Source organism: Streptococcus mitis, from assembly GCF_946188685.1.
In the GTDB taxonomy this organism is placed as follows: domain Bacteria; phylum Bacillota; class Bacilli; order Lactobacillales; family Streptococcaceae; genus Streptococcus; species Streptococcus mitis_CC.
The window spans coordinates 141,591-160,162 of record NZ_CAMHWH010000002.1 but is presented as its reverse complement, the minus strand read 5'-3'; the positions used below and the strand labels follow the sequence as shown (position 1 = coordinate 160,162).

Genomic DNA, 18,572 nt, shown 5'->3' with positions numbered 1-18,572 from the left:
AAAAATTTTCATTGTAACAACTTCTCAAAGCTGCAATCTTTTTACTTGCTTTACACCCCAATCCTGTTATAATGAGAGTATAGAAATTTGACTATTTTTGACCTTTAAACGGGTCAGCCTAAAGAAAGAAATGAGGTAGATGTATGCTTTGTCAAAACTGTAAAATAAACGACTCAACAATTCATCTTTATACCAATCTTAATGGAAAGCAAAAACAAATTGACCTCTGTCAAAACTGCTATAAGATTATCAAAACAGATCCTAATAATAGTCTCTTCAAAGGTATGACAGATTTGAACAATCGTGACTTTGATCCCTTTGGTGATTTCTTCAATGACCTAAACAATTTTAGACCTTCTAACAACACTCCTCCGACTCCCCCAACCCAATCAGGTGGAGGTTACGGTGGAAATGGCGGTTATGGTTCCCAAAATCGTGGACCTGCTCAAACTCCGCCTCCAAGCCAAGAAAAAGGCCTGCTAGAAGAATTTGGTATCAACGTAACTGAAATTGCCCGTCGTGGAGATATAGATCCCGTTATTGGACGCGACGATGAGATTATCCGTGTCATCGAAATTCTCAATCGCAGAACCAAGAATAATCCTGTTCTTATCGGTGAACCAGGTGTCGGAAAAACTGCCGTTGTCGAAGGTCTAGCTCAGAAAATCGTTGATGGCGATGTTCCACATAAACTACAAGGTAAACAAGTCATCCGTCTGGATGTGGTTAGCCTAGTTCAAGGAACGGGTATCCGTGGACAATTTGAAGAACGCATGCAAAAACTCATGGAAGAAATTCGCAAACGTGAGGACATCATCCTCTTTATCGATGAAATCCATGAAATTGTTGGTGCGGGGGCTGCGGGCGATGGCAATATGGATGCAGGGAATATCCTCAAGCCCGCCCTTGCTCGTGGAGAACTGCAATTGGTTGGTGCTACTACCCTCAATGAATACCGTATCATTGAAAAGGATGCAGCTCTAGAGCGTCGTATGCAGCCTGTCAAAGTCGATGAACCAACCGTGGAAGAAACAATCACTATCCTCAAAGGCATTCAAAAGAAATACGAAGACTACCACCACGTTCAGTATACCGATGCTGCAATTGAAGCAGCTGCAACTCTGTCCAATCGCTACATCCAAGATCGCTTCTTGCCTGACAAGGCCATTGACCTCCTAGATGAAGCTGGTTCTAAAATGAACTTGACCTTGAATTTTGTGGATCCTAAAGTGATTGATCAACGCTTGATTGAGGCTGAAAATCTCAAATCTCAAGCTACACGAGAGGAAGATTTTGAGAAGGCCGCCTACTTCCGCGACCAGATTGCCAAGTATAAGGAAATGCAAAAGAAAAAGGTCACAGACCAAGATACACCTATCATCAGCGAGAAAACCATTGAGCACATTATCGAGCAGAAAACCAATATCCCTGTTGGCGATTTGAAAGAGAAAGAACAATCTCAACTCATCCATCTAGCCGAAGATCTTAAGTCTCATGTTATTGGCCAAGATGATGCTGTCGATAAGATTGCCAAGGCTATTCGCCGTAATCGTGTCGGTCTCGGTACGCCTAACCGTCCAATTGGAAGCTTCCTCTTTGTCGGACCAACTGGTGTCGGTAAGACAGAACTTTCCAAACAACTAGCTATCGAACTCTTTGGTTCTGCTGACAGCATGATTCGCTTCGATATGAGTGAATACATGGAAAAACACAGCGTGGCTAAGTTGGTCGGCGCCCCTCCAGGTTATGTTGGCTACGATGAGGCTGGGCAATTAACTGAAAAAGTTCGCCGCAATCCATATTCTCTTATTCTCTTGGATGAAGTAGAGAAAGCCCATCCAGATGTTATGCATATGTTCCTCCAGGTCTTGGACGATGGTCGTTTGACAGATGGGCAAGGACGTACCGTTAGCTTCAAGGATGCCATCATTATCATGACTTCAAATGCAGGGACAGGTAAGGCCGAAGCCAGCGTTGGTTTCGGGGCAGCTCGCGAAGGACGTACCAACTCTGTTCTCGGTGAACTCGGCAACTTCTTTAGCCCAGAGTTTATGAACCGTTTTGATGGTATTATAGAATTTAAGGCTCTCAGCAAGGACAATCTCCTTCAGATTGTCGAGCTTATGCTAGCAGACGTTAACAAGCGCCTTTCTAGCAACAACATTCATTTAAATGTAACTGAAAAGGTCAAGGAAAAATTAGTTGACCTCGGTTATGATCCAAAAATGGGAGCACGTCCACTTCGTCGTACTATTCAAGACTATATTGAGGACGCAATCACTGACTACTACCTTGAAAATCCAAGCGAAAAAGACCTCAAGGCAGTTATGACCAGCAAGGGCAACATTCAAATCAAATCTGCCAAAAAAGCTAAAGTAAAAACTTCTGAAAAAGAAGTATAAATCCTATAGAAAAGGAGTAGAAAATGAAAATTTTCTGCTCCTTTTTACAAAAGTCACTATAAATTCTTGACAGCTTGGCCTTTGTCCATTAAGATAATAATAAAGATAATAGATAATGAGGAAAATGCAATGGCAAACCCAACTTTCGGAGAAAAGAAAGCAAATACAGACTATGTTTCACGCTATGGCGTATATGCAGTTATTCCTGATTCTGAACAAAAACAAATTGTTCTTGTTCAAGCACCCAATGGCGCTTGGTTCCTACCAGGTGGCGAAATTGAAGCAGGTGAAAATCATCAAGAAGCCCTAAAACGTGAATTGATTGAAGAGCTTGGCTTCACAGCTGAAATTGGTGCCTATTACGGACAAGCTGACGAATATTTCTACTCTCGTCATCGTGACACCTACTACTACAACCCTGCCTACCTCTATGAAGCGACTTCTTTCAAAGAAGTGCAAAAGCCACTAGAAGACTTTAATCATATTGCCTGGTTCCCTATTGACGAGGCTATTGAAAACCTCAAACGTGGTAGCCATAAATGGGCTATTGGATCTTGGAAAAAACAGCATAAGATTGACTAAATCAAGCTACTTTATTTAAAAAGTGCTATAATAGAATTAGAAAATCGGAGGAAATGTTATGAAGCTAATCAATACGACAAACTCACACTCGCAACTTGTTAAAAGCCAGCTAGAAAGTACAGATGCAACCCTTGTTGAGGTTTATTCTGCAGGGAATACAGATGTTATTTTTACTCAAGCTCCGCTTCACTATGAAATCCTCATCTCAAACAAACACCGCGCTATTCGTGAACCTGAAATCGAAGCTATTCAAGAATTTTTCTTGAAACGTAAAATTGATAAGGACTCTATTGATGAGGCCAATATCAAAACCCTCTATTCAGAAAAATTAATTGGAATTTCGATTCCAACCAAATAAAAAATTGGAGAGTTTAAAAAGCTTTTTGGACCTTATAGTACAAAACGAGGTTCTAACTTGCTTTTTGGATCATCTCCAATTTTTTATCTTGAAATCTTATCATACAAGATTTTATAGATAATTAAGGAGACAAACATGGGAGATATCATATATAGAGAGGCAAGACTTGAAGAAAGCGAAAAAATTGGAAAACTATTAGCTAATTCCTTTCTTGACTATCCTTTTTTAACGATTTTAAAAGACGATTTGAAGAAACCTGACTCCTATCCTGCTTTTGTAGAAACATTGCAAATTCTGCTTACTAGAGTCTATATTCAAAAAGGAAACTGTTTGGTTGCGGAACAAGATGGAGAATTACTTGCAGTCGCCCTTTTGCAACAAAAGGATTTCTGTATACTATCCTATCTACGAAATGGCGGAACAAACATTTTTCGCTACATTCGACCACGAAATCTTTTTAAATACTTTGACTTTATAAAACGTTCCAAAAAGCACTTAGAACAAGCAGGAGAGTTTGATTGGTATTTGATGGCTTTAGCTGTTAATACAGCAAGTAAGGGACAGGGAATTGGCAGTACTTTTCTGACACAAGGGATTGAACCTTATGTCAAATCAAAAGGCTGTAAACACTTGGGTTTCATTACCAGCACAGCTAGAAATGCCTCATTCTACGAAAAAAACGATTATGTCCTACTAAACTTTATGGAGATAGAATACGGTTCAAGATCAATTGGTAACTGGGCATTTTTAAAAACAATGAATGAATAAATAAAAAAGATTTGGTGCTGCTTATCACAGAACCAAATCTTTTTTATTATGTTAGAAACGAATCGTCTCACGTGTTTTTTCGTATGAAGTGACAAAACGGTTGGTTACACCTGGTTCTGCAACTTCCAAAGCTTGCGAAATCTTATCAAATGAAGCATGGTAATTAAATTCTTTTTCAAAAATTTCTAATGATTCATTAAAGGCTTCTTGAATTCGTTCATCAAATGAGCGGTAACGGTTCGAATACTGTAGTAATTGTTCTGTCAATGTTGCATATTGAACAATATTATAGGTTTCTTCTTCAAGTGCGTTCATATCATTTGTTGTAATTTCAAGCATCCGGTTCACAGCTTCGATATTAACCCGAGCTTCTTCTAGTTCAGCCATCAATTCTTCAGTATGGTTACTTGCTGTAAAGAACAACTGTAAGAAATTCTGAGGAATACCTGGAAGATTACGTTTTTCCATATATCTCTTAATTGTGTGAAGACGATTAACATAAACATTTGCCTTCTGGCGAGCATTGATATCATCTTTTTCAATCTGAGCAAGACGTTGACTAACCGCAACTTGTTCATCTTCAATTTCCTTCAAAGTCGCTTGTAAGTTTTCCAAACGATCTTCAAGGAATGAATAAGGTTCAGAATGTTCCTCTTGTTCAGAAGTTAGTTCCAATACAGATTCTTCTAAAGATTCTAACTCAGCTTGTAATCTATGAACATGACTAACATCCGTTTCAGATAGTAGGTAATTGTTACTCAATCGTTGAATATCTTCCACTAAAACAGCATTACTATCTTTCATGTGTTTCAAATATGTAGGAAGGGTTGCAACTAAGCCTTCAACTACTTTTTGAGCGGCGATTTCTCGTGTAAAGATATCATAGAGTGCATTGATTTCTTCTTGAACTTGAGTATTTTCATACTCAGCATTATCCAACTCTAATTGTGCAATATTTTCGTGGTTTTTCTTCAAAGCTTCATAAAGCAATTGGAAGCGAGATTCAATATCCGTTTCAGCAAAATGATAGTTAGCGTCTAAAAGCTTACGGTAACCGTCTTCCAAATCTTCCAATTGATCAGGTAGCTCTTTAGATAATGTTTTTACAATCTCTGGCAGGCGGTCAACAATGTGACTCAAAGCCAAGATATGATTTTCAGCATTATCCAAAATTACAGCAGCTTCTACTGGGTCACCTGAAGTATTTAAAGTAACAAACTGAGAAAACTCTGATTGGATATTTTCCAATTGTTTTTCGATTTCAGATAAACCTTGGCCATATTCTTCAGAATGATCAGCAACTCTGTGTTGTAACTCTTCAAACAAATCCAAGGTATGAAGAACACGACCGCTGTTTTTAGATTCTTGTTTCTCCAAATCTGCCAAGGCATTGCGAATTGCCGCAATATCTTCTTCAATCAAGGTAATTTGGCTCTCGATTTGGTCAATTTGATGACTAGCCTTAAAAAAACGGAATGAATTGTTATAACCTTCTGCCTCGAAAAGATTATTTTCGATATCGGCAAAAGAGTTAAGAGATAGGTCAACCCATTTTTGGTTCCATTCACGGAAAGTCACTTGACTTTGTCCAATCAAGTGCATATTTTTTACAGCTTCAACTTCATCATTAACTGGAAGATTGTACAGCTCTTCTTTTTTCTCTTCTAAAATTGCTAATTTACTTTCATTGCGTTTCCGTACATAAATTGCTATAGCATATGAAATCAGCAATATAATTGCAATTGCAATTATAAGATATACTACTAGACTACCAGACATATTAAACTCCTTTTTAACTTGAAACAATCGTAATGATTATATCATATTTTTTAGACCAAGGGAACTACTTCTCCCGATTTTTTAGACATCAAGTGTACTATAGACGGCATTTTCTTCGATAAATTCACGACGAGGCTCTACTCGATCCCCCATCAACATATCAAAGATTTTATCTGCTTCTGCAGCATCGTCCACAGAAACTCTTGCCATTAAGCGATGTTCGGGATCCATGGTTGTTTCCCACAACTGGTGATCATCCATTTCACCCAAACCTTTATAACGCTGAATGGTTGGTTTGGAACGTCCTTCACTATGGCGGGCCAAGGCTTCTTGGAGTTTAATTTCTTGATCCGCTCCTGGCTGGATATATTCTTTAATCTCGCTTCCAACCTTGACACCATAGATTGGAGGTTGGGCAATATAAACATAACCAGCTTCTAGTATTGGTTTCATATAACGATAAATCAAGGTTAGAAGAAGAGTACGAATATGGGCTCCATCGACATCGGCATCGGTCATCAAAACGAGCTTTTGGTAACGGGCTTTTGAAACATCGAATTCTGCACCAAATCCAGTTCCCATCGCTGTGAAAAGACTACGAATTTCTTCATTAGCAAGAATCTTATCCATACTTGCTTTTTCAACGTTCAAAATCTTACCGCGAATTGGAAGGATAGCCTGGAACTCACGGTTACGACCAGATTTGGCTGATCCACCCGCTGAGTCTCCTTCGACGATAAAGAGTTCTGTTTCCGCAGGATTGTTAGAAGAACAGTCTGCTAATTTCCCTGGAAGGTTGGAAATTTCCAAACCAGATTTTTTACGAGTGACTTCACGCGCACGCTTGGCAGCCACACGAGCCTTAGCAGCCAGAATTCCTTTTTCTACAATGCGTTTTGCAATTTGAGGATTCTCCATAAGGAAATCAGAGAATGCATCACTGAAGAGGCGATTGGTAATCTTGACCACTTCGCTATTTCCCAATTTGGTCTTGGTTTGTCCTTCAAACTGTGGATTTGGGTGTTTAACTGAGATAACTGCAGTTAATCCTTCACGAACATCTTCCCCTGTTAGGTTGTCTTCATTGTCTTTCAGTAACTTATTTTTACGAGCATAATCGTTGATAACACGTGTCAAAGCTGTACGGAAACCTTGCTCATGTGTTCCACCTTCATGGGTATGAATATTATTGGCAAAACTCATGACATTTTCATGGTAACCCGTTGTGTACTGCATGGCTACTTCAACTGTGATATCATCCATTTCACCATCTGTGTAAATTGGTGTATCAAAGATAACATCCTTGTTCTCGTTGATATATTCAACGTAGCTAGCAATCCCACCTTCATAGTGGTAATGCTTAGTTTGTTCTAGCCCCTCACGCTTATCTGTGATGGAGATTTGAAGACCACGATTTAGAAAGGCCAACTCTTGAATCCGTTTATTTAATTTATCAAAATCAAAAGTTGTTGTTTCAGTGAAAATTTCTGGATCCGGTGTAAAGTGAACTGTTGTTCCCGTTTTATCCGTATCTCCAACCACCTCAAGGTCTGCGACAACATGACCACGACGGTATTCTTGGTAATGAATTTTACCATTTTTGTGGACATGAACGTCTAATTGAGTTGAAAGGGCGTTAACAACTGAGGACCCCACTCCGTGAAGACCACCTGAGACCTTATATCCGCCACCGCCAAACTTTCCTCCAGCGTGAAGAACAGTAAATACAGTCTCAACGGCAGGTCGACCTGTTTTTTCCTGAATATCGACTGGGATACCACGTCCATCATCAACAACTGTAATCGAATTATCTGGCTCAATAAAGACTTGAATATGGCTAGCAAATCCTGCCAAGGCCTCGTCAATTGAGTTATCAACAATTTCCCAGACTAGATGGTGAAGACCTTCTTTTGAAGTTGACCCGATATACATCCCTGGACGCATACGAACAGCCTCTAAGCCCTCTAAAACTTGAATTTGACTGGCATCATAATCTTGTGCCTGCAGATTTTTGATTTCTTCTGTCATCTTATTCCTTTTTCTTACATGTCTAATACTTGTCTTAAATTCACGATACTGGTAAACAAGTGGGTATCCAGTCCAGCAGCTTGCCCTGCTTCAATATCAATCGGTCGATCACCAATGACAAGACCAGAGCTGATCTGATACTTTTCTCTTAAATAAATCATGGACTCAGGATTTGGCTTTCTCTTAAAACCTGAGCTAGAAGTCACTATTTCTGTAAAATAGGTTGCTATAGAAGTTTTTTCTAAAATTTCCAAGACCTGATCATTTCGATGAGAGACCAAAAAATGACGCCCACCTTGATTGGAAATGTCTTCCAATAAGTCAGAAACTCCCTCAAACAAAATCGGGTGTTCTAGCTCTCTGGCTTCATTTTCCTTGTATTTTTCTAAAAAATTCTCTAAGTTGGGAGCGAATGTCTCAATCGCAAAATCAGTAGAAACCTTTAAAGCCTGATAGACACTGTCATGGTCTTGTGTGATGCCATACAATGCCAATGTTTCAACAAAGGCAGCTGTTGAAGTTTCATAGTTATCCAGTAAAGTTCCACCTAAATCCCAGATATAATCGTGATATTTCATACCCTTCATTATAGCATTTTTTTATGAAAAAAGCGATGATTTCCCTGAGTTTTCCACATAAAAAAACGAGAGTTTGACTCCCGTTTTACTGATTTTTACCAAAGACATCTCGATAGAGCATTCCTGTTCGTAAAGTCTCTGCGTCTCCTCCTAATTGCTCCACCAACTCGTAGGCAAAGGCAAGGGCTGTTGAGGGGCCTCGACTGGTTGTCAAATGACCATCTACCACTACTGTTTCCTTGACGTAGTGACCATCAAGGATTTGCTCTTGAACGCCGTCATAACAAGTGTACTGCTTGTTTTTCAATAGCCCTGCTTGATTGAGGGCAATTGGCGCAGCACAAATGGCTGCTAGTTTTTTTCCTTCTTGCTCGAAGCTTTGCAACTCTTGAATCAAGGCCTGATTGTCCCGCAAATGTGCAGAACCAGGCATGCCGCCAGGAAGAACAATCATGTCATAGTCTGATAAATCACCATCAAAAACACGGTCTGCACTTACTTGGATTGCATGCGAACCCGTCACTTGCTCTTCAAAACCAACCATATCACAAGTGATATTTGCCCGACGCAAAACATCCACAACTGTCAAAGCTTCAATTTCTTCAAAGCCCTGAGCTAACATAACTGCTACTTTTACCATGATTTTCTCCTTATTTGATTTGTTTTAATACAACCTTTTTCCGCTTGAATGGGACTTTTCCGCTCTTTTCTTCAGCTAGATTGGTTTGATAACTCATCGATAAAAGCAAGCCAACACCGATCAAATTACTGATAATAGCCGACCCTCCTTGCGAAATAAAAGGCAAGGGAATCCCAGTCAAAGGAAGCAAGCCCGTCACGGCACCGATATTCTCAAAGATATGGAAGAGTAACATCATAATCAAACCTGTGGAAATATAGGTGTAGAACTGGTTATTTGATCTAAGAGTAATCTTCAACATACGGTAAATCAGCATGAGATAAAGGGCGATAACAAGGACAGAGCCAATAAAGCCAAAATCTTCTGCAATGACCGTAAAAATCATATCCGACTCTCGAACTGGAATAAGCAGATTCGAAGCATTAAACCCTTGTCCAAATAAGCCACCGCTTCCAATGGCAATCTGTCCTTGAGCCTGTTGGTAAGTGGTTGTTTGGGCAAAGTCAAATGGATTGAGCCAAGCCAAAATACGGTTAATTTGGTAGGTCGGCATTCCCAGTTGATGGAGAAAAGCCCGGCCGTCCTTGCTGATAAAAATAGCTAAGAAACCAGCAATTCCTGTTACAGCAGTCACAAAAACTGGGATAATAATTTTCCAAGAAACTCCTGATAGCAAGACGATTCCTGAGAAAATGGCTACAAAAACCAAAGCCGTCCCTAAGTCACTTTGAAGTGCCAAAAGAACTAGGACTGGAATGGTAAAGAGAATCATCCAGAAAATCAACAAGAAGTCCAGCGGAACTGTACGTCTCCATTCCTTATGTTTTTTTGTAAATTGGACAATCACACGAGCCAACATGAGGATATAGGATATCTTCATAAATTCTGACGGCTGGAACAAGGTAACACCATTTACCGATACCCAGTTTTTGGCACCCGTTGATGCAACTAAGCTTGGATTATAAAAGACAATCGGCAAGACCATAAGTCCCAAGCCTAAAATATACAGAAAAGGAGTCACCTTCCAAAGAAATTCTGTATTAAAGAGCATGACGACAAAACCAATCACAAGCCCCAAGGCAATCCAGGCGACCTGCTGCCCTAAAATGGGCAGAATATTATTTGGATAATCATGACTAACAGCTATATAGATAGCCACCACGCCAATAACCAGTAGAAAAAATACTGGCAAGAGCAAACTATAATCGACTCTAGAGTCGAGAGAACGTTTCATATATACTAACCTTATACCTTCATACAATACTATTTATCAAAGTTCATTTAAAAATTTATCAATAGCCTCATCAACTTCGGATCGAGAGACGGTTTTAACGGTCGCTTCTTTTGCTAGAGATGCTACTATCTGTTTGCCATATCGCTTTCCGACAATTCTCCTATCCAAAATAAGAGTTAAGGAACGTTGGTGTTCGCGTCTCATACTTCTTCCCAAAGCTTGCTTTAAACGAATAATGGCTATTGGCAACTGATAATCATAAAAGGCATTTTTTCCTTCCTGATTCAGTTCCTGATTAATCTTTTTCGTCAAGGGCTCTTGAGGATTTTGGAAAGGAAGTCTTGGTACAACTTGAATCACAAAAGGATGACTTGAAAAATCAACTCCCTCCCAGAAACTTGCTGCACCTAGCAGGATTTGTTGTTCACCTTTTTCAAAGCGTTTCTTAAGCTGATGAACATCCCCATTTTTATACTGGGCCAAGTGGCTAACTGGAAGTAAATCCGATACTGCTAGAAGCATGTCTTTAGCAGTAAAGAGAACTAAAATCGGTTGCTGGAAATCTTGAACATCCATCAGCAAATCAGCTACCTCTTTGGCGTAGACTTCTAAGGAGGTTTCTGTTACCAAGGGAAAATCCTTGACCAAGACCACTTCTTGATCCTGTTTTCCCCGAGCTTCAATCTTGACAAATTTGGCTTCAGGGTAGCCTAAAAGATCTGCCAAAGAAACCCTCTGACTAATCTCAAGAGTAGCCGACACTCCCAAGACTTGACATGAATTAGGTATTAAAGAAGATAGAAGAATACGGCCTGATTTTGTAGAAGAAATCTGAATTTTCTTTTGACTCGTTTCAATTGCTTCAAGCCAGTAATCTCTGTCAGCTGTAAAATAGCGAACCAGCTCCTCAAAGCCTTCTACCTCTAATTCTGAAAAATACTGATGGAGATTGGTCAGAGAATCCAAGATATTTTTCCTAGATTTTCCAGACTGAAATTGTTCAATCAAGTAAAGGCACTCAAAGCGAATACTTTCTAGTATTCGTTGCTGAACCTTATTTTGCTCCTCCAGTAAAGCCTTATCAAGCAAATCGATAATAGACTGGATATCGTAGGTCTCTTGAAGCAGATTTTCTAGAGCTAACAAAATCTTTTGAACTTCATCAATAATCAATAAACGGTCGCTGACAAATTCAGGATTATCTTCAAGTCTGGTTACAAGATAGGCATGATTGGTCACTAAAAGCTTGCAGGTTTGTGCCCTTTCTTGACTACGTTTCCAAAAATCTTCCGTCACAAATAAGCTCTGAGATGATAAATTCCCGTCATGACGAAGATCTGTTAGAAAATGTTGGTAACGGTATAGTTGCCCGATTTCATCCAAATCTCCTGTCTCTGTCTCAGTCAGCCAGACCAAGAGTTGCATTTTAAAGCGTCTAAATAAGCGATTTTCATCATTTTCCTGCAAGGAACGATAAAAGGAATCCAGCTTCAGATAATTGTGTGGTCCCTTTAAACTATGAATATCTATATGGAACACTTCCTTGAGATGTTTACCTTCTTCTTCCATGATCTGATTTTGAAGAATCTTTGTCGGAACACTAAGAACAATTTGATGCTCTTTGGCTTGAGATAAAGCGGGTAAGAGATAGCCATAGGTTTTCCCAATCCCTGTCGGCGCTTGAATCAGAGAGACAGGCTCATCTTTCAATAGCAAGCCAATCTCTTTAGCAAAACTTTCTTGTCGTTCCCTCACTTCAAGGTTCAACAAAGAAATATTTTTAGAAAAATCTTGGGATAGTTTTCGTGGCTCCAGGGGAGCTCCAGTTTTCTTGAAATACAGTCCTTGAACTTCGACCAAGTCTGGAGAACTCAGGATAGATTGGCTGCGATAAATTTCTTCAATAACCAGGTAGGACTCATATAAGAGGGCGTCAGCCATTTCCAGCAAGCGTTCCAAGAGTCCTTTAGGAAGTTGGGCCATCTTTTCTCGTAAAAAAAGAAGTAATTCCGCTGTAGCTTGGGCATCTGAAAGGGCTGTGTGAGCGTGTTTAAGAGGAATTCCTAATTCTCGACACAATATCGGCAAACTATATTTTTCCAGTTCAGGGAAAAAGACCTGAGCCAATTCGACCGTGTCAACACGAGGATTTCTTAGTTCATAGCCTTCAAAAAATAAATTTTCCGCCAAGAGATTAGCATCAAACTGAACATTATGTGCTACAAAAATCCCATCCTCCACCAAGTCAAAGATTTTTCTAGCAACTTGCGAAAAATCAGGTGCTTGCGCCAGACGTTGGTCTGTCAATCCTGTCAGTTCTTTGATATGAGCATCCAAGGGTTCATGTGGATTGACATCCGTCGTATAGTGATCGACGATTTTTCCGTCCTCAATCACAACAATCCCCACTTGGATAATTTTAGCCTTACTACCTGTGCTAGTTGCCTCTAAATCCACCACAACATAGCGATTACCAATCGTTTTCATTATAAAAATTATACCAAAAAAAGGGCTATTTGGCACCTGCAAACATGGGATAATTTTCAAACTCAAGAAGGTTACTTGTATTAAAAATCCCAACAAACAGAGCATTCTAGCCTACTAATTTTTTGAAAATATTGGAGAATAAGAAAAAATTGAGAGAAGAAATGTTTGCATCTTCCTTCTCTCAACGAATCATTTACTTTATTTAACCATGTCAGGATCGTAGTCGTAGAATCCTGTATCAAGAAAACGGTTTTTAGGGTGAAGTCTACGCACTTCTTCATCCAGCAAGAAGGCTTGGTCATGGCTAAAGTTACCATCTTGAATCAAGCTACGCGCTTGGATAAAGAGTTTTGCAATCTCAACAAAGTTCTGACCTGGAGTGTAGAGCCCTTCTAGTTTCCAGTGAGTGAAACCATGCTCTACCAATTCTGTCAATTTGGTCATCAAATCAAGATCATTGTTGGCAAAGATGTGGGTACCATGATTATCTTCAAAAATGGAATAATGGCTCTCTGGGTCACTTGGCTCTGCCAAGAAAAGGTCACGCTTGCGAGTCTTTTCATCATCGATATGCGTGAAGTTATAGTAGTTTTGCAAGAGCGGACGCTTAGAATGATGAATGACACTAGCTCCATAAACCAACACTTCAGCAGGAATTTCCAAAATCTCTGGCATCTTAAAGAGTTCAGCCGATGGAATTTCACGCGCCAATACAGCCTCAGATGCGCCAGCCTTTTGTCCCCAGAAGTTTATCTGACGACTGCTAGTTACCATAGTCGAAGCATCGTAGATGGTCTTAAATGAATAACCATCGCGGTTGACTACGTAAAAGACACCTGCATCCCCAATCGTAATATAGTCTGTCTTGATTTCTTCCAAGAAATCGAGGAAGGGCTTGATACGATCCATCATATCTTGGTGCATGAGGGCATTGACTGCAACGATCAATTCCTTACCAGCATCATGAACCAGCTTAGCGATTTCACGCAATTGGTCATGACTAAAGGTCGTTGGCAGACGAAGACCAAAATCTTTCTCACCGACATAGATACGGTCTACGCCAGCTTCGAGCAGTTGTTTAACTTGTTCAATACTTTCAGCAGTTGCTGTAATGATAATCTTTTCCATAAGAAAAATTATACCACATTTCTCAAAAATCAGCTATGAATACTGGGAATTTTCTAAAAAAGGCAAAGTCATTTTTTAAGGTTTGCAATTAAAAAGTGAACAGTAACTAGCACAGTTCACTCTCATTTTATGTAAGTGATTTTTCAACTAGGTAACCATCATTCATAACATAAATACGGTCAACCTTATCAAGAAGTCGTGTATCATGTGTAATCATGATAACTCCTCTACCTTGTTCGTGGGCAATGGCAGCCAACATCTCCGTTACTTGGTAAGCACGCTGGGTATCCAGACTGGCTGTCGGCTCATCTGCAAGAACGATGCTTGGATTGTTATAAAGTGCTCTAGCAATTGCGGCCCGTTGACATTCGCCACCTGATAAAGCCTTGGGATACTGATCTTGTACCTTTTCCAAATCCAACAAGTCAAGTAACTCTTTTCGATCACTTTTACTATTTTTTCCCTTATCTAGTCTGTCAATCAAATCCAGCTGTTCCTTGACCGTTAGAAAAGGAATTAAGTTTGAAGCCTGAAGAATAAAGCCAAACTCTCTAAAACGGAGGTCTGTTTTCTCCTTCTCCGTCAAACTGCCTGTTTCCTTCCCCTTTACCAAAATCTTTCCACTCGATGCTTCCTGAAGTTGTCCTAGAGTCGTTAGAAAAGTCGTCTTTCCAGAACCTGAAGGCCCAACGATAGCTACGAACTCTCCTGCATTTAGCTGAAAATTCGTCTCATGCAGGGCTACGACTTTCATCTTTCCTTCCCCGTAGGTTTTTGTCACTTGAGTCATTTCAATCAATGCTGTCATACTATTCTCCTTATCATTCTGCAATCGCAGTAATCGGGTCCACCTTTAGCAAGCGTGGAAGTGAAATGACACCACCTAGCATGGCCATCAAACAAATCACCAAGCTTAGGACAGAATAGGCTAACCAACTTGGGTAGAAAAAGAAGGTAGCTGGCAAGACTAAAATCACTCCTCCAATAGCAAGCAAGGCTAAAGCGATCCCCATACCAGCTAGGAAGAAGATTTGACAGAAAAGAGACCATACAATAGTTTTGATCTGTATTCCCTGAGCCCGCATTATTCCATAAAGTCCTAGTTTTTGTATGGTAATGATATAAACAAATATACCCACAATCAAGCCTGTAATGATAATCATAGCAAGAATCATCCCTGAAAATACATTAACTTGAGGTGTGTAACCAGGAATTTTCGAAATCATTTTTGGGATGGAAATCTGTTTCAATCCATCGCCAGCCAATTCTATATCATTTTTCAATACCAAGGCAGAGATCGATTTATTAGATTTTAAAGTTCCTTGTAAGGTCCAATAAGTTGTCAAACTCGAAAAGACAACAGGCTCAGTAAAAAATTTATTTCCTTGAGTCAGCCCTACAATCTTGTAACTTACTTCGCTTCCATTGAGTTGAATGGCATCACCTAGCTTGATTCCATAATTCTCAAAGGACTGATCCACAACCACCTCATCGTCCCCTTCAGGATAACGCCCCTCCTTCAAACTAGGTGAAATAAAAGAGTCCCACTCCTGAGCAAAGATGGAAACATTGACCTTTTCACTATCACCGACTAGATTGGTCACAGCGAACATATAACCCAGTGGAGCTGCCTCTTTAGAACTCTTATCCTTATAATCCTTTTCAGGAATAAAAGATGCCGTCAAATTATCATTTGCGTAGTCAGATAAAACCACACCCGTCGCTTGCCAATTATCAATAGCGGCTCGGTTGTTTCGCACAAGACCAAGAGCTAAGCTGGTCATAAAAAAGACCATGAAAGCGATAAGAAAAATGGTAGTTAAAATCAAACTATATCGAAGTTTGTTTTGTAATATTTCTTTGATAGCAAGATACATGCTTATCTCCTTTAACTTTTCAAGAGGTATCGATTAGACACCCTACTACTATAAAAATAGGAGACAGAAAATCTGTCTCTGTATTCAAAACAAATCTCACTAATCAAATTAAATAAAATCAAGAAAATAAGGAAACACATTTTCGTAAAAAAGAATCATTTGGTAGCTCTATTTCCTTGATAATATAAGCAATTATGAATATTAATAAGTATTTGGTGTCCATCCATCCTATCATTTTCACATTATGGTGTCAAGAAAAGTGATTTTGAAAAGGGACTTTATTCTTTTTGTAACCTTTCTGTAATAATTCTCTGCTGAAAAAATGATAAAATAGGTATGTACTGTTAAGGAGAGAATAATGCCCGTAAGAAAATTACAATCCTATGAGGTAGACTATCAAGAAGAATTAAGTCAGCAGGTTCCTCGCTATCAAGATTATACACCTGAAGCGCAATCTGATGCCAATCTCAAGGAAATCCTATTTTTTGTTAATATCGCTGTTTTTTGTATCTGTATTGCTATCTTTAGTTTTATCTTTTTAGCATTAAAATTATCACCTGCTCTTGCATTTGCCGCAGCAATCGGATCCAGCTTACTTGTTTTAAAAGTTCAACGGTCTATCATCAAACGAAAACGTAGAAGATAAATCCAAAATATCGCCCCGTCTGGAGCGATATTTTTATTTTTTCTTTTTAGATGGTGTGTGGATGGCAATCTTCACTTCAAAGATTGTTCCCTTTGGTTTATTATCTTTAACAGTAATGGTTCCTTTTAGGGCATCTACAATTTGCTTGGCTAGGGATAAACCTAAACCAAAACCACCTTTTTGACGGGTTCTAGCCTTGTCCACTCGATAAAAACGATCAAAAATTTTCTTCTTATCTTCCGCGGAAATACCGACTCCATTATCAGACACAAGTAAATACAGATTACGATCAGTCGCTGAAATCATAAAATCAATTTCACCATCCTCCTCAGTATATTTGATAGCATTATCAAATAGGATGGTCATCAGTTGTTTTAGTAAAAGTTGATCTGTGACAATCGTTCGATGGATGCGATTTTCAAAACGGAAGACACGGTCATTTTCCGAAGCAATCATTTCATAGTTTGTGAAAGTCGTATTGAAAAAACTGGTTGGAACTTCTGCAAGTTCCGGCTTAATCCCATCATCTCTACGAGCTAAATTCAACAAGTTCGTCGTCAAAAACCGCATATTTCGGACTTCTTCCAAACTCGATGCAATGCTTTCACTCACATCCATAATGGTTGCCTCTGGCTTGCGAAAAAGGGTCTCTAAGCGATTTTGCAAAACTGCGAGTGGAGTTCGTAACTCATGACTGGCATTTTCCACAAAGGACTGTTGCTTCTGCATGCTCTCAAGAAGAGGACGAACACTGACCCTAGCCAGATAGAGACTGGCAAGCAAAGACAGAATCCAGAAACTTGCCATCACAATCACAATCAATTGCTCATGCTTTTGACTTGCTTGCTCCAACTGACTGGTATTAATCAAGACAGCCGCATACTTGATATTGGTTGAAACTGAACTGATATTCGTTTCCATCAAAATCATGCGATAGATTTCTTCTTGTCCATAGCTATTAAAAACCTGAATCTGATAGATATGACCTAGTTCTTTCTTCTCTAACTTAATCTTATCCAATCCCAAAAATCGATTTCCAGAAAGGAGCTGGGTAAAATTCTTATCAAAAAGAATAACCTCCGTATTGGAGCTGACATTTGGTTTCACCTCAGTCTTGCTAGAATCTGTAGTAGCATTCTCTAAGTCTTTAATCTCTTCTGTTGCCCTATTTACAGCAAGCTGAATAACTGCCTGAGGATTTTCACTCAGCCCATGAAGCTTATCATCCACCGAAGTATAGAGACTCGAATGCATGACCTGCAAAATAATCAGAGTCATGGTAGAGAAAATCAGAGTGAAGACACCAAAGTTGCGGATAAAATAACTAAAATCATCCGCATACCATGTTTTTTTTAGTTTACTGAACATCTTTTAAAATATACCCAACACTGCGCAAGGTTTGCAAATTCTCTGCAAAAGTGGTTCCTTTTAATTTCTTACGGACTTTTGAAACATAAACTTCGACAACCGAAATCGTTGTGTCACTATCAAATCCCCATAGACGATCAAAAATCTGAGTCTTGGGTAAAATAACATTTTGATTTTGAAGGAAATAAACTAATAAATCAAACTCTTTCCCCAGTAATTCGACAGGAGTATCTTCAACCTTAACGGTATTGGTTGACAAATTAACCACAATATTTCCATAAGTCAAGGTATTTTCATTAAACTTACCTGAACGTTTGAGAAGGGCTTGAATCCGCATTTTGAGTTCTTCTAGGTAGAAAGGTTTGGTCAGATAATCATCCGCTCCTAGTTCAAAACCATGTCCCTTGTCATCCAAACTTTCCTTGGCAGTCATGATCAGAACTGGAGTCGTAATCCCCTTTTCGCGCAATTCTTTCAAGACTTGGAAGCCATTTTTTTCAGGCAACATCAAATCGAGCAAAATCAAATCATAGACTCCACTCTCAGCTTCGTAGAGACCTTCTTCCCCATCAAATACCTGCATGACATCCGCAAAATCGTCTAAAAAGTCAAATACCGAATTTGACAGGCCTAGGTCATCCTCAACTAATAAGATTTTTATCATGAGAAACTCCTCCTTATTAAAACCATTATACCA

The 18,572-nt window shown here is 39.3% G+C and carries 16 protein-coding genes; 5 read left to right on the top strand and 11 right to left on the bottom strand.

Annotation, left to right across the window (positions count from 1 at the left end; all coding sequences use genetic code 11):
• Positions 1 to 143 precede the first annotated feature (143 nt).
• The 4 genes from N8N51_RS02550 (at position 144) to N8N51_RS02535 (ending at position 4,110) form a co-directional block, all read left to right on the top strand.
• A complete protein-coding gene (locus N8N51_RS02550) occupies positions 144 to 2,402 on the top strand; it encodes an ATP-dependent Clp protease ATP-binding subunit (protein ID WP_261056722.1) in 2,259 nt (752 codons plus the stop codon).
• Between the two features lie 129 nt (positions 2,403 to 2,531).
• Complete coding sequence (locus N8N51_RS02545; RefSeq protein ID WP_261103509.1) at positions 2,532 to 2,984, top strand: NUDIX hydrolase; 453 nt, start codon at positions 2,532 to 2,534, stop codon at positions 2,982 to 2,984.
• Positions 2,985 to 3,042: 58 nt separating this feature from the next.
• Positions 3,043 to 3,342 (top strand): DUF1827 family protein, encoded by a 300-nt coding sequence (locus N8N51_RS02540; protein ID WP_000767189.1) that lies wholly within the window; start codon positions 3,043 to 3,045, stop codon positions 3,340 to 3,342.
• Between the two features lie 135 nt (positions 3,343 to 3,477).
• Positions 3,478 to 4,110, top strand: coding sequence for a GNAT family N-acetyltransferase (locus tag N8N51_RS02535; RefSeq protein ID WP_084888412.1), 633 nt, complete (start codon positions 3,478 to 3,480; stop codon positions 4,108 to 4,110).
• A 51-nt stretch (positions 4,111 to 4,161) separates the two neighbouring features.
• On the opposite strand, the gene ezrA is transcribed toward N8N51_RS02535, so the two are convergent.
• From ezrA to N8N51_RS02490, 9 genes are all read right to left on the bottom strand, one after another.
• On the bottom strand, positions 4,162 to 5,889 hold the full coding sequence (ezrA, locus tag N8N51_RS02530) for a septation ring formation regulator EzrA (protein ID WP_261103508.1): 1,728 nt from the start codon (positions 5,887 to 5,889) through the stop codon (positions 4,162 to 4,164).
• 81 nt (positions 5,890 to 5,970) lie between these two features.
• A complete protein-coding gene (gene gyrB / locus N8N51_RS02525; protein ID WP_261103507.1) occupies positions 5,971 to 7,917 on the bottom strand; it encodes a DNA topoisomerase (ATP-hydrolyzing) subunit B in 1,947 nt (648 codons plus the stop codon).
• 14 nt (positions 7,918 to 7,931) lie between these two features.
• Positions 7,932 to 8,495, bottom strand: a complete 564-nt coding sequence (locus N8N51_RS02520; protein ID WP_261103506.1) for an HAD family hydrolase — start codon at positions 8,493 to 8,495, stop codon at positions 7,932 to 7,934.
• Between the two features lie 85 nt (positions 8,496 to 8,580).
• Positions 8,581 to 9,135, bottom strand: coding sequence for a DJ-1 family glyoxalase III (locus tag N8N51_RS02515; protein ID WP_045606200.1), 555 nt, complete (start codon positions 9,133 to 9,135; stop codon positions 8,581 to 8,583).
• Positions 9,136 to 9,145: 10 nt separating this feature from the next.
• Positions 9,146 to 10,369 (bottom strand): FtsW/RodA/SpoVE family cell cycle protein, encoded by a 1,224-nt coding sequence (locus tag N8N51_RS02510; protein WP_049488527.1) that lies wholly within the window; start codon positions 10,367 to 10,369, stop codon positions 9,146 to 9,148.
• Between the two features lie 36 nt (positions 10,370 to 10,405).
• On the bottom strand, positions 10,406 to 12,856 hold the full coding sequence (locus N8N51_RS02505) for a bifunctional DnaQ family exonuclease/ATP-dependent helicase (protein WP_261077903.1): 2,451 nt from the start codon (positions 12,854 to 12,856) through the stop codon (positions 10,406 to 10,408).
• 198 nt (positions 12,857 to 13,054) lie between these two features.
• The gene (locus tag N8N51_RS02500; protein ID WP_150922612.1) at positions 13,055 to 13,984 is read right to left on the bottom strand and encodes a peptidase U32 family protein; all 930 of its coding nucleotides are present in this window, start codon (positions 13,982 to 13,984) and stop codon (positions 13,055 to 13,057) included.
• 127 nt (positions 13,985 to 14,111) lie between these two features.
• Positions 14,112 to 14,792: an ABC transporter ATP-binding protein gene (locus tag N8N51_RS02495; RefSeq protein WP_049542991.1), complete on the bottom strand. Its 681-nt coding sequence runs from the start codon at positions 14,790 to 14,792 to the stop codon at positions 14,112 to 14,114.
• A gap of 13 nt (positions 14,793 to 14,805) precedes the next feature.
• The gene (locus tag N8N51_RS02490; protein ID WP_049542989.1) at positions 14,806 to 15,861 is read right to left on the bottom strand and encodes an ABC transporter permease; all 1,056 of its coding nucleotides are present in this window, start codon (positions 15,859 to 15,861) and stop codon (positions 14,806 to 14,808) included.
• Positions 15,862 to 16,219: 358 nt separating this feature from the next.
• Between N8N51_RS02490 and N8N51_RS02485 the strand changes: the two genes are divergently transcribed.
• Complete coding sequence (locus tag N8N51_RS02485) at positions 16,220 to 16,507, top strand: DUF3270 domain-containing protein (RefSeq protein ID WP_049488701.1); 288 nt, start codon at positions 16,220 to 16,222, stop codon at positions 16,505 to 16,507.
• A gap of 33 nt (positions 16,508 to 16,540) precedes the next feature.
• Here N8N51_RS02485 and ciaH read toward each other — a convergent pair whose 3' ends face one another.
• Together ciaH and ciaR are read right to left on the bottom strand one after the other, a co-directional pair.
• Positions 16,541 to 17,875, bottom strand: a complete 1,335-nt coding sequence (gene ciaH, locus N8N51_RS02480; protein WP_153198788.1) for a two-component system sensor histidine kinase CiaH — start codon at positions 17,873 to 17,875, stop codon at positions 16,541 to 16,543.
• Positions 17,865 to 18,539: a two-component system response regulator CiaR gene (gene ciaR, locus N8N51_RS02475; RefSeq protein WP_000590639.1), complete on the bottom strand. Its 675-nt coding sequence runs from the start codon at positions 18,537 to 18,539 to the stop codon at positions 17,865 to 17,867. The genes ciaH and ciaR overlap by 11 nt, the downstream gene beginning before the upstream one ends.
• Positions 18,540 to 18,572 lie beyond the last annotated feature (33 nt).